We start from the raw sequence: 20,707 nt of genomic DNA on the forward strand, positions 1-20,707 counted from the left end.
CATGGGCCAGACCTGGTTTCAGTCCACCAATGCCCGCGTTGCCGGCGCCTTTGCGGTCGCTGCCGCCTTGCAGATTGTCGGCACGCTGCTCATCCCGGGGTATTCCGCGCCGTTTGCCATCCGTGCGCTGCTGGTCATCGCTTCGCTGCTGGCGGTGGCATCGATCGGCCAAACGCTCGTCGTCATTCTCGGCGGCATCGACCTGTCGATTCCCTTCATCATCGGCTTCGCCAATGTCGTTGCGGCACAGCTCTACGGCGCCGGCTGGAATTTTGCTTTTGTCTGCGTCATTGTCGGCGTACTCGCCATCCTGATCGGGGCGCTGAACGGCCTGATCTCGCGCGGGCTCGACATCCACCCGCTGATCGTCACGCTCGGCGTCGGCATGATCGTGCAAGGCGCCGTCCTGCTATGGACCGGCGGCTTTCCATCCGGATCGGCGCCTGCAGCCGTTTCCGCCTTCGTCTCGATCGGCGGTTCGGTCGGACCGCTGCCGGTGCCGGCGCTGGTGCCATGCGTGGTGGTGCTGACCTTGCTGGTGGCGCTGGTGCTGGCACGCACGCCCTATGGCCGCCGCCTCTATGCGCTCGGCAGCAATCCCGGGGCTGCCCCGCTGGCGCTGATCGATCCGGTCCGCATGTGGATGGTGACCTATGCCGCAAGCGCCTTCTTCGCTGCCGCCGCCGGGGTGCTGCTGCTCGGCTTCACCGGCTCGGCCTATGGCGATGTCGGCCAGCCCTATCTGTTCCAGACGATCGCGGCGGTGGTAGTCGGGGGCGCCGCCCTTGTCGGCGGCCGCGGCAATTACTTCGGCACCATCGCCGGCGTGCTGGTGCTGACGGAGATCAACACGCTGCTGATCGGCCTTGGCTTCCGGCCCTCGACCGTGCAGGCAGCACTTGGCCTGGTCATCGTATTGCTGGTTTCGCTCTACGGCCGCGAAAGGCACGTCTCGGCGACGATCTGAGGCGGGCTACAAACGCCACAGCCGTTTGGCATTGGCCGACAGCAGCTTTGACCGCTCACCGGCACTTGCGCCCGCAAGCAGCGCATGTGTCGCCGCCACCCAAGTCGCAAGCCCGCCGCCAAGCGTGCAGACCGGCCAGTCGCTGCCCCAGACGACGCGGTCCCAGCCGAAACAGCCGATCGTATGTTCGACATACGGGCGCAAGGTATCGACGGTCCAGGATCCGGCATCCGCATAAGCGACCACGCCGGAGATCTTGGCCGTGACGTTCGGACGCCGCGCGATCTCCGCAATATGCTCGCGCCAGGGATGCTCGCCGCTGCCCTTGATGTCGGGCACACCGCAATGATCGAGCACGAACTGCACATCCGGTGCGAGATCGGCGAGTGCGATCGCTCTTGGGATTTGATGCGGCAGAACGACGAGATCGAAAGTCCGGCCGGTGCCGGCAAGCCGCTTGATATTTTCGCGAAACAGCGCGCCTTCCGACAGCTCGTCCGGCATGACGTGCAGCACACGGCGGAAACCCTTGACGAAGGGATCGGCGCGCTGTGTCTCCAGATAGGCGGCAAAGCTAGGCTCTTCCGGTCGGCAGGAGGCGATTGCGCCGCGCAACAGACCACCCCTCTGTTGTGACAGCGCCTTCACATGGCTGGTCTCGGCCTCGATGTCGGCTGGATCGACATCGACCTCCATGTGCAACGCGCCCTCTATGCCGGCGCGGCGAGCCTGGACTGCATATTCGTCGTGGGAAAAATCGCGATTGAGCGCCGGCACGCCGGAGAGCCAGGGATAGCGTAGCGCCGACTGGTCGATCAGGTGCAGATGGGTATCGAAGATCATGACGGCGCGCTCCTCCTCTGGCGTTTCGGGATCATCTCACGGAGAAATTCTTCATTCAAATAAGAATTCACTTCGAGCTGACGGCCGATCCCGCCAGTTGCGAGAGCTTTTCGCTCGCCGCCCGCAGCAATTCGATTGTCCTGGTAATGTCGGGCGCCTTGGGGGCATTGACCAGTGTTATATAGGGGATCGACAGCGCCGCGATTGCCCTGCCGTCAGAGCCAAGAACGGGTGCCGTCAGATTGAACACGCCGGCGGTCTGCAGCGACGCCATCATCTCATAGCCGCGCTCGCGGACTTGGTCGAGGCGGGCAAAGAACTCCGGTGACTGAGGCGGCCTGTCGGTGCTGCGCAGATATTCGGAGATCATCATCTGCCGCTCTTCCGGCGAGCGGAAGGCCAGCAGCACATGTCCGGAGCCGGTGTCGAACAGGCTGATATGGGAGCCGACGCGGATCGAGATGCCCCAGTAATCAGGGGCTTCCTGCTGCGCGATCACCACGGCGGAACCACGATCGAAGACGACAAGCTGGTTTGCCTGCTGCGAGGTTTCGGCAAGCTCGCGCATCAGCGGCGTCGCGTAGGAAACCAGCCGTCGCACCGGCGCGTGCAGCTGCGCCAGGCCAAACAGCTTGAGCGTCAGCGAATAACGATCGCCGTCGGGCCGCGTGACGTAGCCTCGTCGCACCAGCCGGTCCAGCATGCGGTAGAACTCGTTGGGGCTGCGGTCGAGCTTCTTGGCGATTTCCGCTTGCGTCAAGCCGCCGTCGACGCCGGCCAGAAGCTCGAGAATGTCGAGCCCCTTGTCCAGCGCTGGGGCACGATATCGGTCATCGTCCTCGTCCTCCGCCATATTCGCTCCCCAGTGAATTTCGGCTTTCATATACGCACAAAGGCAGCATCCGGAAAGAACTTTCAACTTGACGGCTGCATAAATGTTTTGTTTGTATATGAATGAAGCGCTGCAGTCGGATCGATACGAGTTCGCCGACACAGGCTTTTGGGAGGAACCAAATGACCAGATTGTTTTACGGCCTATCGGCCGGCGTGGCGCTGCTTGCGCTTGATGCGGGCGCTGCTTTTGCTGCCGAACTGCCAGGCAAGTTCGACGGCGTCACCATCGACGCCAAGCTGATCGGCGGCCAGCAATATGAAGGGCTCTACGGGCGCATCGGCGAATGGGAAAAGCTGACCGGCGCCAAGGTCAACGTGATCTCGAAGAAGAACCACTTCGAGCTCGACAAGGAAATCAAGTCGGACATCGCGTCCGGCAGCATCAACTGGTGCGTCGGCTCGAACCATTCGTCCTTCGCGCCGCAATATCCTGACATCTACACCGATCTCAACGCGCTGCTGCCCAAGGACGAGGTAGGCGCCTTCGTGCCGTCGACGATCAAGGCATCGACGCTCGACGGAAAGCTGGTGATGCTGCCGCGCGCGCAGTTCGACGTCTCGGCGCTCTACTACCAGAAGAGCCTCTACCAGGACGAAGCCAAGAAGACCGCCTACAAGGCCAAGTACGGTACCGAACTGGTGCCGCCCGACACCTGGGACGAGGTTGCCCAGCAGGCGGAATTCTTCGCCAGCCCGCCGGATTTCTACGGCACCCAGTTCGCCGGCAAGGAAGAGGCGATCAACGGCCGCTTCTACGAGATGCTCATCGCCGACGGCGGCGAATATCTCGACAAGGACGGCAAGCCCGCCTTCAACTCGGAGGCCGGCGTGCAGGCGCTCGACTGGTTCGTCAATCTCTACAAGGCCAAGGCGGTGCCGGCCGGCACCACCAATTATCTCTGGGACGATCTCGGCCAGGGCTTTGCCTCGGGCACCGTCGCCATCAATCTCGACTGGCCGGGCTGGGCAGGGTTCTTCAACGATCCGAAATCGTCGAAGGTCGCCGGCAATGTCGGGGTGAAGGTGGCGCCGAAGGGTTCGGCCGGCATTCGCACCGGCTGGTCGGGGCATCACGGGTTTTCGGTCACCGAAAACTGTGCCAGCAAGGAAGCTGCGGCATCTTTGGTCTGGTTCCTGACCAACGAGGACAGTCAGAAGCTTGAAGCGGCAAGCGGACCGCTGCCGACCCGCACCGCGGTGTGGGATTGGGACATCCAGCAAGCGGCCGGCGATCCTTACAAGACGGAAGTGCTTGCGGCTTTCCAGGAACAGGCCAAGCACGCTTTCGCCGTGCCGCAGACGCCTGAATGGATCGAAATCTCCAACGCCGTCTATCCCGAGTTGCAGGCGGCCATCCTCGGCGACAAGACCTCCAAGCAGGCTCTGGACGACGCTGCCGCCAAAGCCACCCAGATCCTCGAAGACGCCGGCAAGCTTTGACATCTCCCACGGGGGCGCTGCGCTTATCGAAGAGCGGCGCCCCCGAACCGTTTCTAGACCGACCATGCGCAACACGCTTTGTCTTGATCCGAGCTCGCCGATGACGGCCTTCGGTGTCCGGGCACCAACCAGAACCGGATCGACATGAAAGGCTGGAGACCCTCGCCGCCATTGCTGCTGCTGCTTCCGGCGGTCATCGTGCTGGCGGCGGTGGTGGTCTTGCCGCTGCTGCTTTCGCTCTACTCCAGCTTCACGCCGTTCCGGCTGACCAAGCCGGAGACACTCTGGGTCTTCATCGGCGCGCGCAATTACGTCAACATCCTGAGCAACGGGGATTTCTGGATCGCCTTCGCCCGCACCGTGGTGCTGCTGACGGTGGCGCTCAATCTGGAAATGCTGATCGGGCTAGGGCTGGCGCTGCTGGTTGAGAAGGCGTCGCGCGGACAGCGGGTCCTGCGCACCATCATGATGTTCCCGATGATGTTTTCGCCGATCCTGGTCGGCTTCCAGTTCAAATTCATGTTCAACGACAATATCGGCCTGGTGAACAACGCCTTGCAGGCGCTCGGCCTGACCGACCGCGCCATTCCGTGGCTGATCGACGGCAATCTCGCCTTCATCGCCATCCTCACCGCCGAAATCTGGTCGTCGACTTCGGTGTTTGCGATCCTGATCCTTGCCGGATTGCTAGCGATGCCGCGCGAGCCGGTCGAGGCAGCCCGCGTCGACGGCTGTACGCCGTGGCAGACATTTCGTTATGTCACCTGGCCTTTCATCATGCCGTTTGCTTTCATCGCCATGACCATCCGCTCGCTCGACGTCGCGCGCGCCTATGACATCGTCAAGATCATGACCGACGGCGGTCCCGCCGGCCGCACCGAACTCGTCTGGACGCTCGTCGCCCGCACCGCCTACAGCGACGCCAGGATGGGCATGGCCAACGCCATGGCCTATTTCTCGATTCTGCTGTCGATCCTGTTCACCGTTTATTTCTACCGCAAGCTCGCCGCGGCGCGCACGCAGATCGCGGCGGAGTGGTGAGGATGGACCAAAACAACCTGCATCGCGTCCGCAACAAGGCGCTCGGCATCGCTCACGGCATCGGGCTGTTCCTGGCCATGCTGGTCATCTGCCTGCCCGGCATCTGGATCGTGCTGTCATCGCTGCGGCCGACCGTTGAGATCATGGCCAAGCCGCCGGTGTGGATCCCGCAGGAGCTTTCGCTCGACGCCTACGTCGCCATGTTCAGCGGCGTCGGCAAGGGCGGCATCCCGGTCTTCGACTATTTCCGCAATTCGCTGATCATCTCGGTGACCTCGACGGTGATCGCCATCGCCATCGGCATGGCCGGCGGCTATGCTTTTGCCCGCTATCGCTTCCGCGCCAAGTCGGCGATGTTCCTCGGCCTGATGCTGACGCGCACAGTGCCCGGCATCGCGCTGTCGCTGCCGCTGTTCTTCGTCTTTGCGCGGCTCGGCATCATCGACACGCATTTCGGGCTGATCCTGGTCTATGTCGCACTCAATGTGCCCTTCACCATCTGGCTGATCGACGGCTTTTTCCGCCAGGTGCCGAAGGACCTCGCCGAGGCCGCACAGATCGACGGCTGCACGCGCTGGCAAGCTTTCTGGCAGGTCGAGTTCCCGCTCGCCGGGCCCGGCATCGCCTCAGCCGGCATCTTTGCCTTCCTCACCTCGTGGAACGAATTCGCGCTGGCCTCGCAGCTGACGCGCTCGATCAACTCCCAGACGCTGCCGGTCGGCCTGCTCGACTATACGGCCGAATTCACCATCGACTGGCGCGGCATGTGCGCGCTGGCCGTGGTTATGATCATACCGGCACTCACGCTTACCTTCATCGTCCAGAAACACCTCGTCGGCGGCCTCACCTCCGGCGCGGTGAAAGGCTGACATGGCAACCGTATCCCTGAAGAAACTCACCAAGAGCTACGGCCCGGTGGCCGTGGTGCACGGCATCGACCTCGAAGTCGCCGACCGCGAGTTCATCGCGCTGGTCGGGCCGTCCGGCTGCGGCAAGTCGACAACCCTACGCATGATCGCCGGCCTCGAGGACATCAGCGACGGGCTGATCGAGATCGGCGGCCGCATGGTCAACGACCTGCCGCCGCGCTCGCGCAACATCTCGATGGTGTTCCAATCCTATGCGCTCTACCCGCACATGACCGTGCGCGAGAACCTCGGCTTCTCGCTGAAGATCGCGGGGGCCGCGAAAGAAGAAATGGACCGCCGCGTCGCCGAGGCATCGGGTATTCTCGGTCTCGACCAACTGCTCGACCGCCGGCCGTCGCAGCTGTCGGGCGGACAGCGCCAGCGCGTCGCCATGGGTCGCGCCATCGTGCGCGATCCCGACGTCTTCCTGTTCGACGAGCCGCTGTCCAATCTCGATGCCAAGCTTCGGACGCAGATGCGCACCGAGATCAAGAAGCTGCACGCCAAGGTCCAGTCGACGGTGATCTACGTCACCCATGACCAGGTCGAAGCGATGACGCTCGCCGACCGCATCGTCATCATGCGCGACGGCTTCATCGAGCAGGTCGGCACGCCAGACGAGGTCTTTCGCCGGCCGCAGACGCGCTTCGTTGCCGGCTTTATCGGCTCGCCGCCGATGAATTTGCACGAGGCAACAATCGACGACGGACAATTGCTGTTCGCCAGCGGCGAGAGGCTGCCCCTGCCCAGCCAGTTCAAGGCCAATGTCAAAACCGGCGACAAGGTGGTGTTCGGCTTGAGGCCCGACGATATCTATCCAACGGGACACGGCATCAGCTCCGGTGAAGATGCCGATGTGCATCAGTTGGAACTGCCGGTGACCGTCACCGAGCCGCTCGGCAACGAAACGCTGGTGTTCGCCGAATTCAACGGCAGCGACTGGGTATCGCGCATGCTCAATCCAAAACCGCTGAAGGCTGGCGACCGGGTGAAAATGAGCCTGGACCTGTCGCAGGCCCATCTGTTCTCTGCCGATACCGGCAAGACATTGCGAGGTTGATATCATGGCCAAGATCGAGAAAGTCGAACTGCGCATGGTCGACCTGGTGCCGAAGGTCAAGCGCACCGATGCGATCCAGAGTTTCGTCAGCCAGGAAACGCCGATCGTCACAATCACCGACGCCGACGGTGCGGTCGGCACCGGCTACAGCTACACGATCGGCACCGGCGGCTCCTCGGTGATGCGGCTGTTGTCCGACCATCTTGCACCGCGGCTGATCGGCCGCGACGCCGACATGATCGAGGCGATCTGGCACGAGCTCGAATTCGCCACCCACGCTACGACGATCGGCGCCATCACTGCCATGGCGCTGGCGGCCATCGATACCGCCCTGTGGGATCTCAGGGCGAAGAAGCAAAACCTGCCGCTGTGGCAGCTCGCCGGCGGCGCCAAGAACCGCTGTCCGCTCTACACGACCGAAGGCGGCTGGCTGCATATCGAGACCGAGGCGCTGGTCGAGGACGCGCTGGCCGCCAAGGCAAAGGGTTTTCGCGGCTCCAAGGTCAAGATCGGCAGGCCGCACGGCTCCGAGGATCTTGCTAGGCTTAGTGCGGTGCGCCAAGCAGTCGGCGATGCTTACGAGATCATGACCGACTGCAATCAGGGCTTTTCGGTCGACGAGGCGATCCGCCGGGCGGAGCGGCTGCGCGACCTCGACCTCGCCTGGATCGAGGAGCCGCTGCCGGCAGACGACATAGACGGCCATGTGCGGCTGTCGAATGCGACGTCGACGCCGATCGCCATCGGCGAGTCGCTCTATTCGATCCGGCATTTCCGCGAATATATGCAAAAAGGCGGCTGCTCGATCGTGCAGGTCGATGTCGGCCGCATCGGCGGCATCACGCCCTGGCTGAAGGTGGCGCATGCGGCCGAGGCGTTCGACATCCCAGTCTGCCCGCATTTCCTGATGGAACTGCATGTCAGCCTGACCTGCGCGGTTCAGAACGGCCGATATGTCGAGTATATTCCCCAGCTTGACGATCTGACCGGCAAGAAAATGCGCATCGAGAACGGGTACGCATTGGCGCCGAACGAGCCCGGCATCGGCATCGACTGGGATTGGGACGCGGTAAAAGCGAAGAGCATTGCGGAATTCACGACCGACATAACGAAATAGGGAGCCGGACATGCAGCGGATGGGAATGGTGCTCGGCCTCAAGCCGGAAAAGGTCGCCGAGTATGTGCGGCTTCACGCAGCCGTCTGGCCCGATGTGCTGGCCATGATCTCCGCCTGCAACATCAGGAACTATTCCATCTACCTCAAGGAGCCGGAGCACCTGCTGTTCAGTACTTTCGAATATCACGGCACCGATTATGCCGCCGACATGGCGAAGATGGCCGCGGATCCCAAGACGCAGGAATGGTGGGCGCTGTGCATGCCTTGCCAGGAGCCGCTGCCGACACGCAAGGACGGCGAATGGTGGGCCTCGATGGACGAAGTCTTCCATCATGACTGACGGCGTTTTCAACCCTACGTCGCTCTCCCAGTCCTGGGCGCAGCCGTCGAAGCCGAGGCCGATCGTGATTTTCGGCGCCGGCTCGATCGTCGGCGATGCGCATTTCCCGGCCTATGCGAAAGCCGGGTTTCCGGTCGCCGGGCTTTTCGATCCCGACCACGCCAAGGCGAAAAACCTCGCGGAAAAATGGGGCGTCACGGCTTACCGGTCGGTCGAGGAAGCGGCGGTGAACGGGGACGTCGTCTTCGATCTGGCGACGCCGCCGGTTCATCATGCCGGCGTGCTCAGGGCGTTGCCTGACGGGGCCGTGGCGCTGATCCAGAAGCCGATGGGCGGCGATCTTACCGAGGCCACCGAAATCCTTGAAATCTCCCGCTCCAAAGATCTGAAGGCTGCGGTGAATTTCCAGCTCCGTTTCGCGCCGATGATGCTGGCGCTGAAGGATGCGATCGCCAAGGGCTGGCTTGGCGAGGTGGTCGATTTCGACGCCTGGCTGGCGCTGGCAACGCCCTGGCAACTCTGGGAGTTTCTGCTCAAGGCGCCGCGCGTCGAGATCGCCATGCATTCGATCCATTATCTCGACCTGATCCGGCAATTGCTCGGCGATCCCCGGGGCGTTCACGCCAAGACGCTCGGTCATCCCGGCCACAAGGTTGCGCAAACCCGCACCAGCGCGATCCTCGACTATGGCGATACGGTGCGCTGTGCGCTGTCGATCAATCATGACCACAAATTTGGCCGAAAACACCAAGCGTGCGAGTTCCGCATCTGCGGCACAGAGGGCGCCGCCTACCTCAAACTCGGGCTCAATCTCGACTATCCGCGCGGCGAGCCTGATATTCTTGAAATCTATCCGAAAGGCGGCTCCGACTGGGTTACGGTGCCGCTCGTCGGCGAATGGTTTCCGGACGCCTTTGTCGGCCGCATGGCCAATGTCCAGCGCTACGCTTGCGGTGAAGACGCCGAACTGGTCAGTTCCGTTGAGGACGGCTGGAACACCATGGCGCTGGTCGAGGCCGCTTACCGATCGAGCGCGGCGCCGGCAACACCGATCGCGGCGAGGCCCTGACATGGAGCAGACGCTTTACTTTGAAGACTACCAGATCGGCTCGTCGCGCATGACCAGCGGGCGCACCATCACCGAGACCGACTTCGTCGTCCATGCCGGCCATACCGGCGATTTCTTTCCCCATCATATGGACGCCGAGTTCATGAAGACGACGCCTTTCGGCCAGCGCATCGCCCATGGCACGCTGGTCTTTTCGGTCGGCGTTGGACTGACGGCAAGCGTCATCAACCCGGTCGCCTTCTCCTATGGCTATGACAGGTTGCGCTTCATCAAGCCGGTGTTCATCGGCGATACGATCAAGACCCGCACCACCATCTCGGCTAGGGAAGACGACCCGAAGCGGCCGGATTGCGGCCGTGTTATCGAGCGCTGCGAGGTGATCAACCAGCATGGTGACGTGGTCCTGGCGGCCGATCACATCTACATCGTCGAGCGCCGCGACAAGCCCAAGCGGGGCTAACCTATTTGCTGCCGCGAGCAGTCACACCCGGTTGACCGGATAGACCGGCTTGCCGCCGCGCAGGACCAATGCGACATCGGCAAACACCTTGTTGCGGACCTCGGCGTAAGACTGGGTCGAGTAGTGAGCCGCGTGTGGACTGACCAGCACGGCGTCCAGCGCCAGCAGCGGATTGTCGGGCGAAGGCGGCTCCTGCTCGAATGTGTCGATGCCGGCGCCGGCCAAATGGCGGCGCCGGATCAAATCCGCCAGCGCGACTTCGTCGACGAGGCCGCCACGGGACACGTTGATGAGTATCGCCCCTTCCTTCATGCGCGACAGGGCTTCGGCCGATAGGATGTTTCTGGTTTCCGGTGTTGCGGGAACATGCAGTGAGACGATGTCGGCCCTGGCAAGCAGCTCGTCGAAACCAACCGGCTCAGCACCACCGGCCGTTATGCGCTCTGCCGGCATATGCGGGTCGTAGGCGATGATATGATAGCCGAACGCCCGCGCCCGCTCGGCGGTCAGGCGTCCGATCTGGCCGAAGCCGATCAGGCCGAGAACCTGCCTGTCCGGCCGCGTGATGCCGGCGCCGTCAGCCATTGCAGCCCAGCGGCCGGCGCGAACTGCGCTGTCAAACTGTTTCAGCCTGCGCGTCAGGGCAAGGATCAGCGCCATCGCATGCGTGCTGACCTCCACCAGATTGGCGTCCGGCACATAGGTGACCTGAACACCGGCACGACTGGCGGCTTCGACGTCGATCGAGTCTAGGCCTACGCCGAACCGCCCGATGACCTTGAGGTTCTTCAGTTCGGCCAGCACGCGGGCCGTGATCGGCTCCCGCAATACCATCAATGCATCGGCCTCGCGGCACTGTTCGATCAGAGCATCCTCGGTAAGGAGCGTCTTTTCGATAAACTCGGCGTTCAAGCCGTCGAGGTAGCGCAGTTGCTCTGCCTCGACTGATAACACGCCGTCGGTCTTGATTATCTTCATGCCAATCTCTTGCTATCAGGCGCTGCGCGCGGAGGCCGCACCGGCGGCAAGGCCGGCGCCGAGAAACATGGTGTCGCTGGCCAGCATGTAGAAGCTGATGCCGTGCTTCGACCATTTGCCGACATCATCCGCCGAGGGACGGAAGATGCCGACGGCCTTGTGGGCCGCGCGCGCTGCGGCCGCGATCCTGATGATCGCGGCATTGAGCTTGTCCTGGCCGGCTGGCCCCATGGCGTCGATCGAGACCGACAGGTCGCCGGGGCCAATGAAGATCACGTCGACGCCGTCGACCTGGACAATGTCGTCGATGTTGGCGAGGCCTTCGGCCGTCTCGACCTGGATGGCGACCGTCAGGACATCGTTGGCCGACTTGAGGTAATCTGGAATCCTGTACCCATAACCAGCGGCGCGACCTGGGCCGACACCGCGCGCGCCGACAGGCGGGTGACGGCAGGCCATGACCGCCATGCGCGCTTGCTCGGCCGTCGAGACGCGCGGCACCAGGACGCCTGACGCACCGGCGTCGAGCGCGGCCGCGATCCACTCCGGCGTGTGGCCCGGCACACGCACCATCGCGGGAACCTTGTGGACATCGGCGGCGCGGACCAGATCCTCAAGCCGCTCGCGGCCAATCTGCGAATGCTCCCAGTCGATGCACAGGAAATCGACCCCGCTTGCAGCCGCCACTTCGACCGCCACCGGATGCGGGATGGCGCAGAAGGTACCGATGAGGCGATCGAGAGAGACACATTTTTTCCGAAAGTCGTACATGAAATCTCCAGAGATTTTTCGGCGTCGGCGAAAACAGTTCGCGCTTACTTGGCGGTGGTCCGCGGTTAAGGATGCACGGCTTCCGTCGACATCGGAAAGTGCAGGCTGCCGCCTGAAAACGGCGGGAAGGTCTTGTAGTCGGCGCGCATCTCCAGCCGCGCCGGCGATTGCAGTGCGTGCGTCAGCGCCGCAGGACTGTCGAACATGACCCGGTTGCGCTGCATATGGTCGACCCGCGGCCAGGGCAGCGAGCCGCACCAATCGAGCCGCGACAGAACCTCGATGTGGCGAATGCCGGGGAAGCCCCGCATCAATTGCGGATGATGCGTCACATAGTGGTAGAGCCAGGCATTCATGTCTTCGGCCGGCCCGGGGTAGTGGACAAGATAGCTGCAGGGCAGTCCAGACGTCTTCAGGCCAGCGTCATCGACGGGGAACGGACGCACGCACATTGCCTGCTGCGTTGGCCTCGAACCGGCGATGCTCGACAGCACATCCGGTGCGGTGAGCGCCTGCAGATGGCCGGACGGCGCGAGCGCCGCCTCCATGTCCGCCAGCTCGTCGAAATAGAGCTGGAAGCCAAAGACCGGCGGCGGCCCATCCTTGTTGAACATGTCCGTCGCCACTTCGGGCAGATAGATGTTTGCAAGCGCAAGACCCGGCGTTGTCGCGATTACGCGCCGCACCGCGTCAACGTCTTCACAGGCGATGGCCAGGCTTGCCGGGAGGTCGTCATGGAAGAAAGCGAGATAGGCAAAGCGCATGTGGACACCTGCTGGATCGAGTTCGGCTAGATCAAATTCGGAAGGAAGAGGGCGATCTGCGGAAAGAGGACAATCAACAGGATCAGCAGAAGCGTCAGCGCGATGTATGGCGCCGCAGACATGGCGACCGTTTTGAGCGACGTGCCTTTCGGTGCAACGCCGATCATAATGAACAGCAGCAGACCAAAGGGCGGCGTGGTGAAGCCGACTTCGTAGGCGAGCAGCAGGATCAGCCCGAACCACACGGGATCGTACCCGAATTGCTGGGCGATCGGCAGGAAGATCGGCAGCGTGATCAGCATCATAGAGACCTGATCCATGAACATGCCGAGCAGCAGGATGACGAGCACCATCATGAGCAGCATGGAATACGGTCCAAGATCGTAGCCCACGATGAACTGGATAAAGCCGTTCGACGCGCCGGAGAAGGCGAATATCTGCGAGAACGTCGTCGAAGCCGAGATGATCAGGAAGGTCATGCCCGTGACCTTCATCGCATCGTCCAGCGACTTCCAGACAACCGACCAGCTGAACCTTCGATAGACAAACAACAACGCGAAGACGGCGGCACATCCGAGCCCCGCCGACTCCGTCGGCGTCGCTATTCCAAGGATGATCGTGCCGACCACCATGAACACGATGACGCTCATCGGAATGATGTTGACGGCAACCGCCCTCACCTTCTCGGCCGCACGAACGGCGGGCACCGGATAGTGCGGAGCGGCGTCAGGGTCGATCTTCGTCTGTGCGAAGATCAACATCGCGTACATGACGACGAGAAGCAGCCCAGGCAGAGCCCCTGCTATGAGCAGCGCGCCAACGTCGATCTGGGCCAGCGAGCCGAGCAAGACAGCCAGCGAGGATGGCGGGATGATGACCGCAAGGCTTCCGGCACCAAGCACCGGTCCGTAGGCCATGTGCGGCTTATAGCCCCGCTTCAGCATCTCGGGAACCATCAGCGAGCCCATCATGCCGGTATTGGCGAGGCTCGAGCCTGACAGCGCCGAAAAGATCGTGCCGGCGGCGAGCACGACATAGGCAAGACGTCCCCGCAGATTGCCGATGCACAGGTCGAGCGCGTAGATGACCTTCTCGCCGAGGCCGGAGCGGAAGAACAGGCTGCCCATGACAAGAAACATCGGCAGCGGCGCAAGCGCATAGGTCGAGACGGCGTCCGAGAAGTTGGCGATCATCTGTGTCACGCCGATCGAGCCGCCGAAGAACAAATACAGCCCGATCACATTGGTGACGAAGAACGCGAAGGCGACCGGCAGCCCAAGGCCCATCAGCACAAGGATGGCGCCGACGAGCACGGCGAATGGAAACAGCCAGGCCATCGATCAGAGCCCTTCCATTTCCAGAGGGTCGAGCGTGTACAGCGTGTCATAGCCGAGCAAGTATCTGAGCCATTCCAGCGCCGAGAGATAGAAGGCGAGCGTAATGGGCAGAAAGACCAGCCATTTCGGCATGTCGAAGCTGCGCGTCTCATATTCGCCGCCCGACACGGCGCTTATCAGCGAAGTGAGTGCGACGCTGCCAAGGTAGAGGCAGACGCCGATGCAGGCGAGATAGACCAGCTTTTCAAGCACAGCCCGGGCCCGTGCAGGCAGCGCCTTGCGCAGGAACTCGACGAAGACATGGCCCTTGCTGTGGACCAGCCAGGGCATCGGCAGAAATGCCGCGTAGAGCAGACCATATTCCGTCGCAGACACCGCCCAGGCAAGCGGTCTCAGACCCAGGTTGCGGACGCACACATCGGCGACCACTGCGACGATGATCAGACCAAGCACCACCTTTGCCGCCGCCGCCAGCGCAAGGCTCAACTTCCCGATCGCTGCAAACAAACTGTCCATTCCTGATGGCCTCATGCCAGCTTTGACAGGGACGCACGAGGGCGCCCTCAGCTCGGGCTACTGAAAGAATTTCTTCAACTGCTCGATGTTGCTGGGATCGCGTTCGGTCATTCTTGCCCAGCTCGCCTGCGTGGCAGCCGCCAGGAATTTGTCGCGGCCGGCGCCGGTCAAGCTGACCACCTTCTGCCCGCCGTCTATCATCGCCTGCGCCTGCTTCTCAGACTCGGCAAGATTGGCGTCGTAGCTCTCTCGCTCGTATTCGACGGCCGTATCGGCAAGCAGCTTCTGCGCCTCGGGCGACAGCGTGTCCCATTTCGTCTTGTTGATCGAGACCAGCACATCGGTTTTGAAGAATTGCGGGTCGATGCGGTATTTGGTGAATTTGTCCCAGCCGAAGGACGCATAGCCAAACACCGTGTAGGCGTTGGCATTGACGACGCCGCGCTCGAGCGAGGTGTAGACGTCTCCAGGCGCTTGCACGATGACGGTTGCGCCCAAGGATTCAAGGAAATCACGATAGAGCGGCGACGAGCGGATCTTTAGGCTGGCCCAGTCGATGCTGCCTTCATCGTTGAGCTTTGGCTCGTCGATGGTGAAGATGTTGAAGCCCGAGCCGGCGTCGACATGGGCCAGCAGATGGGCATTGGCCTTCTTCTCGAAAATTCCGCTGATGAAATCCCAGCCGCCATTCTCGCGAACTTCCCAGGGCGTCTTCGTCGATGCGGAGAAAACCTCGCCTTCGGGAACGAGCTCCAGGAACTGACCTGCCGGCGTGTCGATCATATCGATCAGGCCGCTCTTGAGCGCCGCACCCTGCTGAATCGGCGGAACGACCTCCGGCCCGCCACGCACATTGATCTGAACCACGCCCTTGCCCTTTTCGTTCACCTTCTGAACGAACTTCAGGAAACTCTGTGCGTAGCCATTCTGCGTCGGCGTAAAATGCACAGCATTGAGGACAACCTCTTCGGCCGTGGCGATACCCGCTACGACAGACATAAGTGCAGCCAGAACAAGGGACTTCCAAATGCGCATTGCCGTACTCCCTCTGATAGATCACTTCGCTTATGTTGGGCCCGCGATCGGGCCGATCTGAAATTGCAATCGCTGCGCTGCCACGTGGCAGTCAGTTGGCATCATCTCCTACTGTCAGGAACCGTCCATGCGCGTAGAAGACCGGCGATCGGTCAGCGCGATCCAGCGCGACGCCCGAGACGATGCCGATGACGATCATATGCGACGCCCGCACGATGAGTTCGGCCACCCGGCATTCGAACATTGCCCGCGCGCCGACAAGCAAAGGCGCGCCGGTTTCGCCGCGCACCCATGATCCGGACGAGAACCGCGCCACGCCCTTGGCCTTGGTCATGCCGCCAAAGGCGCGCGCGACATTCTCCTGGTCGCCGGCCGGAAGATTGACGGAAAAGGGCACGCCTTCGCGAATGGCCGAGGCAAAGGTGCTGCTGCGGTTGACGCAGGCCAGCAGCGAAGGCGGCTCGGCGCTGAATGAGCAGACGGCCGTCGCCGTGATGCCGCAAAAGCCGATCTCGTCATGCTCCGACGCGAGGATCGCGACAGACCCCGCCACGGCCCGCATCGCCTGCTTGAAGGCGCGTGGATTGATGGCGTCGTGCCCATGCGCCCATGGCGTCGAAATGGCGGCCGCCGGCATCAATTTACGCGAAGCCCGGCCTGGCGCATCAGCGGCAGCACGCGGTCACAGAAGAAGGGCAATTCGTAGGTGTAATTGACGAATGTGAGGGCGGCGCCGGAATAGCCCTGGTCCATAATCTTAGTGAGATCGTCGACGATCTTTTCCGGTGTGCCGATCAGCGGAAACGTTCCCGCACCGCCGGCGAACCTTTGCCGATATTCGGTGAAGGCTTTCGCGTCATGCGAATTCGCGAATTCCTTCTTCTTGCGCATATGCTCGTCGACCGCACCTTCGTCCGCGCATTCAAGCGCGTAGTGCCGGTAATAATCCTCGGCTTCCTGCTGGGTCTCCCGGCAGACGACGTGGCAGACCGTGTAGACTCCGACTTCGCGTCCGACCTCCGCGGCGCGGTTGGTGATATCGACGACATGGGCACGGCCATCGGCAATTTCGGAAAATGTCGAAAACAAATAGTCGCAATGGCGCGCCGCATAGTTGCGCCCCGGCGCGCCGAAAGCGGCGTTCATGGTCACCGGGCGCGGCGCCTGCAGGCTTGGCGGACGGCTGACAACCCCCTTCAGATCATAGAACTCGCCGCCGAAGTCGAACGGCTCCCTGGATTGGTAGGCACGCTCGATGATGTTGATCCATTCCTCGGCCTGATCGTAGGTCCGATCGCCGACCGTCTGCCCGAACATGGCGAACTCGTCCGGGTTCCAGCCGCAGACAATGTTCAAGCCGGCACGCCCGTTGGAGATGTGGTCGACCGTCGCCAGCGCTTTTGCAGCCTGCAGGGGATGAACCAGCGGCACATGCACCGTCATGAACAGACCGATGTTCTCCGTCGCGACGGCGAGACCCGCCGCCCAGGTGAAAGTCTCGAACGACCACTCCCGCACATGCGTCAAACCGCCGAAGCCGCGCCAACGGGCGATCGGCAGCAGAAACTCCAGGCCGGCCCGATCGGCGATGCAGGCAGAATTGAGGTTGTCTTCCCAGCGGGCACGCCAGCGCTCGGGAACGGTGGTCATTGCCAGCCCGCCATCGGCGTTCATCGAGAAGACGCCGAGCTTGAACCTGTTCGGCCCTTTTAGCGGATGCTGCTTTCTGATCATGATTTTCCCTGCCGCGGGATGCCTACAGCTTCGTCGTCGAACTGCTGCAACGTTGGGCTCAGCTTCATGAAACGCTCCTCGGCGTTCTGGATGAAGTGGGTCATGCGGTCGTAAGCCGCGACGGCGTCGCGCTTGACGAACGCCTCGTAGATGGCGCGCATGCCGGCAACGATGACGGCCTGCGTCGGTTGGTGCGACAGCGTCTTCAACCGGACGACGAGGACGTGGTCGGCGAAGCGGGCAATCGTTTGCGAAAGGCGGTCGTTCTCGACGGCGCCGAGCCAGCAATTCCTGAATGCCGAATTGGCCTGGAAAAAGCGGGCGGCATCGCCGGCAACGGCCGCCGCCTCTGCCTCCTGAAGTGCGGCTGCCAGCGTCTTGAGGCCAGCGGCGTCAAGTGTGCGTGCGGCGTGCGCTGCGGCCCTTGGTTCGAGCAGGCGGCGGACCTCGAAAATGTTGGCGATATCCGTCGCAGTAAGTGTGGGCAGTGTGAAGCCGCGCGTCGTGCCGACGAGATAGCCTTCATGCACCAATTGCATCAACGCGTCGCGGACGGGCATCCTGGAGATGCCGAGCTGGGCGGCAATATCGACATCGACGAGCTTCTGGCCAGGCGCCAGTTCGCCGCGCTGTATGGTCAGGCGGACCTGCTGATAGACTTGGGCACGCAGATTGCCCTCGCCAACCTGTTTGAACTCTATCGGCTCCGCCATCCACGCCTTCCCATGCGAAGATTTCGTATATGGTTACGGCTGTGTTCCCGCGGTCGCGCCTTTTGAAATGCAGCCTTATCTCGGCTGGATTCGACCTGTCAGCCCTATGTCCGGCACAAGTTGAGCATAGGCTGGACCGCCTGGCAAGATATTTTAAGTCTATAATGTATACTGTTTTGATCTGGCGGACCGGTGACGGCGGCGGAACGGCGCTGGCGCGATGAAAAGCAGAGGCGCGGTGACAGGCAATCGGCTGGGAAAAGGGCTCCCGCGATCGAGTCGGCCATATCGTGGCCAACCGATGCTGACGGTTCCCAGCAGACGGTTCGTCGAAGCGCACCCGCGAGGGCGCTTCGGTTACTCTGCTCGTTGAGCCGATCGGGATTTAGGAGCCGGAGCCTGGCCTGGGCCGGCGGACGGCTCTCACCTTGCCGCTGTTTCCACCGCCGCAGAAAAACTGATCGCCGCCATCGGATTCGAGCCCCGAAACGCCTGTTCCAGGCGGCATATCGAGCTTCTCCAGGACCTTTCCCGTTTCAGGATCTATCCGCCTGATGTCGCTCTCGTCACCTTCCCAGGTGCCGTGCCAAAGTTCGCCGTCGATCCAGGTGACGCCGGTAACGACACGGTTTGAATCGATTGTGCGAAGAACTGCCCCTGTCTGGGGGTCGATCTGATGGATTTTGCGACCGCGATTCTGCCCCACCCAAAGTGTCCCTTCGGCCCAGGCGAGTCCCGAGTCGCCGCCGCCACCAGGCGCCGGGATCGTGGCCAGCACTTGGCCGGTCTTCGGATCGATCTTCTGGATGCGGTCTTCGGCGATCTGGAACAGGTGCTGACCGTCGAAGGCCGTTCCTGCGTGGGCGGCGACGTCGATCGAGCGTACCGCCTCGCCGTTCGCGGGGTCGAAGGCGTTCAGCCTGTCTCCCGACGCAAACCAGACGTGCTGACCGTCGTACGTAACCCCAGCCACCTGGTCGGCGCCCGGGAAGGGTCCATATTCGCGGAGGATTTCGGCTGCAGATCGTTTCATGGTTCTATCCTAGTAGCCCGACAGTGAGCCGGGGAGTAACAAGATTGTCGGGAAACCCGGCACGGGTGGGGTCATCCAGCGGCGCGCTCGCCCGCGGCCGAACGACTGCACCTTGCCTGCGGCGGCAAGCTGCTCGAGCGATCGCTGCACGGTGCGCGAGGAGGCTCCGAGCGCAATTGCGAGCGCCGAACTCGACCACGACTCGCCGTCGGCAAGGAAAGCGAGCACCGTCGCATGCTGCTCGTCGACCGGTGGCGCCAGCACGGCGACATCGCCTGCGCGGCGCGGCTTCAGCGCAAAGCCTCGCTTGGTCGCGCTAAGGTCCGCCAGCGGCCGCAGCTCCCCGCGCAGCCGACCGATTTCGACCCGCAGCCGTGCGCGATGCGATTCATCGGCATGCTTGCCGCCGAACGCGCGGGCGACGAGCGTGCTCCTCGGCACGTCTGCGGGCCAGGCTTCGCCCAGCGCGCGGGCAAGCGCGAACAAGACCGGGCGCGTCGCGAGCGAGACCACCATGCCGGCGTCCCGCACGATATTGCGGCAGGCGTCCACGACAAACGCGCCCGACGCGAGCAGCGCTTCGACCTCCTCAAGCAGGAGCGGGCGCTCCTCGCCACGCGCGATCAGGCGCGCCGCGGGCGTGTTCATCACGAGGGATGCACTTTCGACTTCTGCCGTCAGCGCCGGGATGTCCGCCTCGCGCGCGGCATGCTCGGCGCGAGCGAGCGCCGCGCGCGCCGCTTTGGTCTGGAGGCGGCGGATCGCGATCCCCGCAACCACCATCTCGTGGGCTGCCCTCGACGCGGGTGGGAGCGGTGTAGGGTCGAACCCGGCAAGCCTGCGCTCGGCCTCGTCGAGGCGTCCGATCAGGAGCAGGCGGCGAACCTCGAGGTTGAGCGCATGCGCGGCGTTGACGCGATCGCCGTGCTTTTCAAGCGTCGATCTGGCGGCGTCGAGTGCCTTCGCCGGCCAGCCGAGGTCGCGCGAGACGAGTGCGATCTCGGCTTCGGCAACCACGCACCTGGCGCGGGCCACAGCCGCTTTCGGACCGAAGGCGCGCGCAGCACTTTTGAGGAGAGCCTTTGCTCGAACGAGATCGCCGAGCTGCGCCATCGCGATACCACGCAGCGCAAGCGCCGGAGCATCGTCACGCAGGGCGACCCGCTTCAAGGCCCCGAGCGGATCACCCGTCGCCAGTGCACGCGCCGCAGCGGTGATCAGCGAATCCATCGGAATCCCGTCACAGTTGTAACTCTCACCATTCGATCTCAGGTCCTAGTCTATCTCAAGACCGACAGCCAGCGCGCCATATCGAAACGGTGCGTATCGATATGATGCGAACGATGCGGGACACGAAGGAGAACAGCGATGACAGGCGATTTCCCCGGGAGGTCCGGCACGATGATTGCTGCTCGGCATGAAACTGCGGGTGCCTGTGCCGGCAGCGACAACACGGCCGCGCTCGGCGCCAGCGATTGGTTATCGCTGGCGGCCGCGCCGACCTTCGCGATCATGGCGCTGCTGACGGCCGTTACCGGTGATGCGGGCATGATCTGCTCGGCCGCGCAAGATGCGTCGCCGTTGAGCGGAATGGTCATGATGTACTTGCTGATGAGCGCCTTCCATTTGGCGCCTTGGCTGAAGCTGGTCGCCAGCCGGCGAAGTGCGGCCAGCCGGTCGTGATCCG

Annotated in this window: 23 protein-coding genes; 10 read left to right on the forward strand and 13 right to left on the reverse strand. The window is 62.8% G+C overall.

The features are described from left to right. Nucleotide 1 precedes the first annotated feature (1 nt). A complete protein-coding gene (locus tag ABID19_RS05570; protein ID WP_354488672.1) occupies nucleotides 2–967 on the forward strand; it encodes an ABC transporter permease in 966 nt (321 codons plus the stop codon). Between the two features lie 6 nt (nucleotides 968–973). On the opposite strand, the gene ABID19_RS05575 is transcribed toward ABID19_RS05570, so the two are convergent. Next, complete coding sequence (locus ABID19_RS05575; RefSeq protein ID WP_354488674.1) at nucleotides 974–1,810, reverse strand: amidohydrolase family protein; 837 nt, start codon at nucleotides 1,808–1,810, stop codon at nucleotides 974–976. Nucleotides 1,811–1,877: 67 nt separating this feature from the next. Then, on the reverse strand, nucleotides 1,878–2,663 hold the full coding sequence (locus tag ABID19_RS05580) for an IclR family transcriptional regulator (protein ID WP_354488676.1): 786 nt from the start codon (nucleotides 2,661–2,663) through the stop codon (nucleotides 1,878–1,880). Between the two features lie 161 nt (nucleotides 2,664–2,824). Here ABID19_RS05580 and ABID19_RS05585 point away from each other — a divergent pair, with 161 nt between their 5' ends. The 8 genes from ABID19_RS05585 to ABID19_RS05620 all read left to right on the forward strand — a co-directional run bounded on the left by ABID19_RS05585 (nucleotide 2,825) and on the right by ABID19_RS05620 (nucleotide 10,139). Beyond that, nucleotides 2,825–4,144 (forward strand): type 2 periplasmic-binding domain-containing protein, encoded by a 1,320-nt coding sequence (locus tag ABID19_RS05585; protein ID WP_354488678.1) that lies wholly within the window; start codon nucleotides 2,825–2,827, stop codon nucleotides 4,142–4,144. Nucleotides 4,145–4,288: 144 nt separating this feature from the next. After that, a complete protein-coding gene (locus ABID19_RS05590) occupies nucleotides 4,289–5,185 on the forward strand; it encodes a carbohydrate ABC transporter permease (RefSeq protein WP_354488680.1) in 897 nt (298 codons plus the stop codon). A gap of 2 nt (nucleotides 5,186–5,187) precedes the next feature. Then, complete coding sequence (locus ABID19_RS05595; protein WP_354488682.1) at nucleotides 5,188–6,054, forward strand: carbohydrate ABC transporter permease; 867 nt, start codon at nucleotides 5,188–5,190, stop codon at nucleotides 6,052–6,054. 1 nt (nucleotide 6,055) lies between these two features. Beyond that, nucleotides 6,056–7,153, forward strand: coding sequence for an ABC transporter ATP-binding protein (locus ABID19_RS05600; RefSeq protein WP_354488684.1), 1,098 nt, complete (start codon nucleotides 6,056–6,058; stop codon nucleotides 7,151–7,153). Between the two features lie 4 nt (nucleotides 7,154–7,157). Then, entirely contained in the window at nucleotides 7,158–8,270 is a 1,113-nt protein-coding gene (locus ABID19_RS05605) for a mandelate racemase/muconate lactonizing enzyme family protein (RefSeq protein WP_354488686.1), read from the forward strand. A gap of 10 nt (nucleotides 8,271–8,280) precedes the next feature. Then, nucleotides 8,281–8,610 (forward strand): L-rhamnose mutarotase, encoded by a 330-nt coding sequence (locus ABID19_RS05610; protein ID WP_354488687.1) that lies wholly within the window; start codon nucleotides 8,281–8,283, stop codon nucleotides 8,608–8,610. Beyond that, nucleotides 8,603–9,679 (forward strand): Gfo/Idh/MocA family protein, encoded by a 1,077-nt coding sequence (locus ABID19_RS05615; RefSeq protein WP_354488689.1) that lies wholly within the window; start codon nucleotides 8,603–8,605, stop codon nucleotides 9,677–9,679. The genes ABID19_RS05610 and ABID19_RS05615 overlap by 8 nt, the downstream gene beginning before the upstream one ends. Before the next feature lies 1 nt (nucleotide 9,680). Further along, nucleotides 9,681–10,139 (forward strand): MaoC/PaaZ C-terminal domain-containing protein, encoded by a 459-nt coding sequence (locus ABID19_RS05620; RefSeq protein WP_354488691.1) that lies wholly within the window; start codon nucleotides 9,681–9,683, stop codon nucleotides 10,137–10,139. Nucleotides 10,140–10,160: 21 nt separating this feature from the next. On the opposite strand, the gene ABID19_RS05625 is transcribed toward ABID19_RS05620, so the two are convergent. The 11 genes from ABID19_RS05625 to ABID19_RS05675 all read right to left on the reverse strand — a co-directional run bounded on the left by ABID19_RS05625 (nucleotide 10,161) and on the right by ABID19_RS05675 (nucleotide 20,250). Then, nucleotides 10,161–11,117, reverse strand: a complete 957-nt coding sequence (locus ABID19_RS05625; protein WP_354488693.1) for a C-terminal binding protein — start codon at nucleotides 11,115–11,117, stop codon at nucleotides 10,161–10,163. A 15-nt stretch (nucleotides 11,118–11,132) separates the two neighbouring features. Next, on the reverse strand, nucleotides 11,133–11,888 hold the full coding sequence (locus ABID19_RS05630; RefSeq protein WP_354488695.1) for an HpcH/HpaI aldolase family protein: 756 nt from the start codon (nucleotides 11,886–11,888) through the stop codon (nucleotides 11,133–11,135). Nucleotides 11,889–11,953: 65 nt separating this feature from the next. Continuing rightward, nucleotides 11,954–12,652, reverse strand: coding sequence for a hypothetical protein (locus ABID19_RS05635; RefSeq protein WP_354488697.1), 699 nt, complete (start codon nucleotides 12,650–12,652; stop codon nucleotides 11,954–11,956). 26 nt (nucleotides 12,653–12,678) lie between these two features. Next, the gene (locus tag ABID19_RS05640; protein ID WP_127289457.1) at nucleotides 12,679–13,989 is read right to left on the reverse strand and encodes a TRAP transporter large permease; all 1,311 of its coding nucleotides are present in this window, start codon (nucleotides 13,987–13,989) and stop codon (nucleotides 12,679–12,681) included. A gap of 3 nt (nucleotides 13,990–13,992) precedes the next feature. Further along, entirely contained in the window at nucleotides 13,993–14,505 is a 513-nt protein-coding gene (locus tag ABID19_RS05645) for a TRAP transporter small permease (protein ID WP_354488699.1), read from the reverse strand. A gap of 57 nt (nucleotides 14,506–14,562) precedes the next feature. Further along, complete coding sequence (gene dctP, locus ABID19_RS05650; RefSeq protein ID WP_354488701.1) at nucleotides 14,563–15,504, reverse strand: TRAP transporter substrate-binding protein DctP; 942 nt, start codon at nucleotides 15,502–15,504, stop codon at nucleotides 14,563–14,565. Nucleotides 15,505–15,631: 127 nt separating this feature from the next. Beyond that, complete coding sequence (locus ABID19_RS05655; RefSeq protein WP_354488703.1) at nucleotides 15,632–16,177, reverse strand: flavin reductase family protein; 546 nt, start codon at nucleotides 16,175–16,177, stop codon at nucleotides 15,632–15,634. Further along, nucleotides 16,177–17,271, reverse strand: coding sequence for an LLM class flavin-dependent oxidoreductase (locus tag ABID19_RS05660; RefSeq protein ID WP_127205677.1), 1,095 nt, complete (start codon nucleotides 17,269–17,271; stop codon nucleotides 16,177–16,179). The genes ABID19_RS05655 and ABID19_RS05660 overlap by 1 nt, the downstream gene beginning before the upstream one ends. Continuing rightward, the gene (locus tag ABID19_RS05665; RefSeq protein WP_354488705.1) at nucleotides 17,271–17,987 is read right to left on the reverse strand and encodes a GntR family transcriptional regulator; all 717 of its coding nucleotides are present in this window, start codon (nucleotides 17,985–17,987) and stop codon (nucleotides 17,271–17,273) included. The genes ABID19_RS05660 and ABID19_RS05665 overlap by 1 nt, the downstream gene beginning before the upstream one ends. A 385-nt stretch (nucleotides 17,988–18,372) precedes the next feature. Next, nucleotides 18,373–19,020, reverse strand: coding sequence for a Vgb family protein (locus ABID19_RS05670; protein ID WP_352935749.1), 648 nt, complete (start codon nucleotides 19,018–19,020; stop codon nucleotides 18,373–18,375). Between the two features lie 9 nt (nucleotides 19,021–19,029). Beyond that, nucleotides 19,030–20,250 carry a helix-turn-helix domain-containing protein gene (locus ABID19_RS05675; RefSeq protein ID WP_354488707.1) on the reverse strand — a complete coding sequence of 407 codons (1,221 nt, stop codon included), beginning with the start codon at nucleotides 20,248–20,250 and terminating at the stop codon, nucleotides 19,030–19,032. Nucleotides 20,251–20,388: 138 nt separating this feature from the next. On the opposite strand from ABID19_RS05675, the gene ABID19_RS05680 reads away from it, so the two are divergent. Next, nucleotides 20,389–20,703: a hypothetical protein gene (locus ABID19_RS05680; RefSeq protein WP_435528690.1), complete on the forward strand. Its 315-nt coding sequence runs from the start codon at nucleotides 20,389–20,391 to the stop codon at nucleotides 20,701–20,703. Nucleotides 20,704–20,707 lie beyond the last annotated feature (4 nt).

It is taken from the genome of Mesorhizobium robiniae (genome assembly GCF_040545535.1).
In the GTDB taxonomy this organism is placed as follows: Bacteria; Pseudomonadota; Alphaproteobacteria; order Rhizobiales; family Rhizobiaceae; genus Mesorhizobium; species Mesorhizobium robiniae.

Coding starts and splice junctions, on each gene's coding strand:
- dctP (WP_354488701.1), bottom strand. CDS start 15,504: ATGTCTGTCGTAGCGGGTATCGCCACGGCCGAAGAGGTTGTCCTCAAT.
- ABID19_RS05675 (WP_354488707.1), bottom strand. CDS start 20,250: ATGGATTCGCTGATCACCGCTGCGGCGCGTGCACTGGCGACGGGTGAT.
- ABID19_RS05575 (WP_354488674.1), bottom strand. CDS start 1,810: ATGATCTTCGATACCCATCTGCACCTGATCGACCAGTCGGCGCTACGC.
- ABID19_RS05610 (WP_354488687.1), top strand. CDS start 8,281: ATGCAGCGGATGGGAATGGTGCTCGGCCTCAAGCCGGAAAAGGTCGCC.
- ABID19_RS05680 (WP_435528690.1), top strand. CDS start 20,389: ATGACAGGCGATTTCCCCGGGAGGTCCGGCACGATGATTGCTGCTCGG.
- ABID19_RS05585 (WP_354488678.1), top strand. CDS start 2,825: ATGACCAGATTGTTTTACGGCCTATCGGCCGGCGTGGCGCTGCTTGCG.
- ABID19_RS05665 (WP_354488705.1), bottom strand. CDS start 17,987: ATGGCGGAGCCGATAGAGTTCAAACAGGTTGGCGAGGGCAATCTGCGT.
- ABID19_RS05605 (WP_354488686.1), top strand. CDS start 7,158: ATGGCCAAGATCGAGAAAGTCGAACTGCGCATGGTCGACCTGGTGCCG.
- ABID19_RS05595 (WP_354488682.1), top strand. CDS start 5,188: ATGGACCAAAACAACCTGCATCGCGTCCGCAACAAGGCGCTCGGCATC.
- ABID19_RS05625 (WP_354488693.1), bottom strand. CDS start 11,117: ATGAAGATAATCAAGACCGACGGCGTGTTATCAGTCGAGGCAGAGCAA.
- ABID19_RS05645 (WP_354488699.1), bottom strand. CDS start 14,505: ATGGACAGTTTGTTTGCAGCGATCGGGAAGTTGAGCCTTGCGCTGGCG.
- ABID19_RS05615 (WP_354488689.1), top strand. CDS start 8,603: ATGACTGACGGCGTTTTCAACCCTACGTCGCTCTCCCAGTCCTGGGCG.
- ABID19_RS05600 (WP_354488684.1), top strand. CDS start 6,056: ATGGCAACCGTATCCCTGAAGAAACTCACCAAGAGCTACGGCCCGGTG.
- ABID19_RS05635 (WP_354488697.1), bottom strand. CDS start 12,652: ATGCGCTTTGCCTATCTCGCTTTCTTCCATGACGACCTCCCGGCAAGC.
- ABID19_RS05640 (WP_127289457.1), bottom strand. CDS start 13,989: ATGGCCTGGCTGTTTCCATTCGCCGTGCTCGTCGGCGCCATCCTTGTG.
- ABID19_RS05670 (WP_352935749.1), bottom strand. CDS start 19,020: ATGAAACGATCTGCAGCCGAAATCCTCCGCGAATATGGACCCTTCCCG.
- ABID19_RS05570 (WP_354488672.1), top strand. CDS start 2: ATGGGCCAGACCTGGTTTCAGTCCACCAATGCCCGCGTTGCCGGCGCC.
- ABID19_RS05655 (WP_354488703.1), bottom strand. CDS start 16,177: ATGCCGGCGGCCGCCATTTCGACGCCATGGGCGCATGGGCACGACGCC.
- ABID19_RS05590 (WP_354488680.1), top strand. CDS start 4,289: ATGAAAGGCTGGAGACCCTCGCCGCCATTGCTGCTGCTGCTTCCGGCG.
- ABID19_RS05580 (WP_354488676.1), bottom strand. CDS start 2,663: ATGGCGGAGGACGAGGACGATGACCGATATCGTGCCCCAGCGCTGGAC.
- ABID19_RS05630 (WP_354488695.1), bottom strand. CDS start 11,888: ATGTACGACTTTCGGAAAAAATGTGTCTCTCTCGATCGCCTCATCGGT.
- ABID19_RS05620 (WP_354488691.1), top strand. CDS start 9,681: ATGGAGCAGACGCTTTACTTTGAAGACTACCAGATCGGCTCGTCGCGC.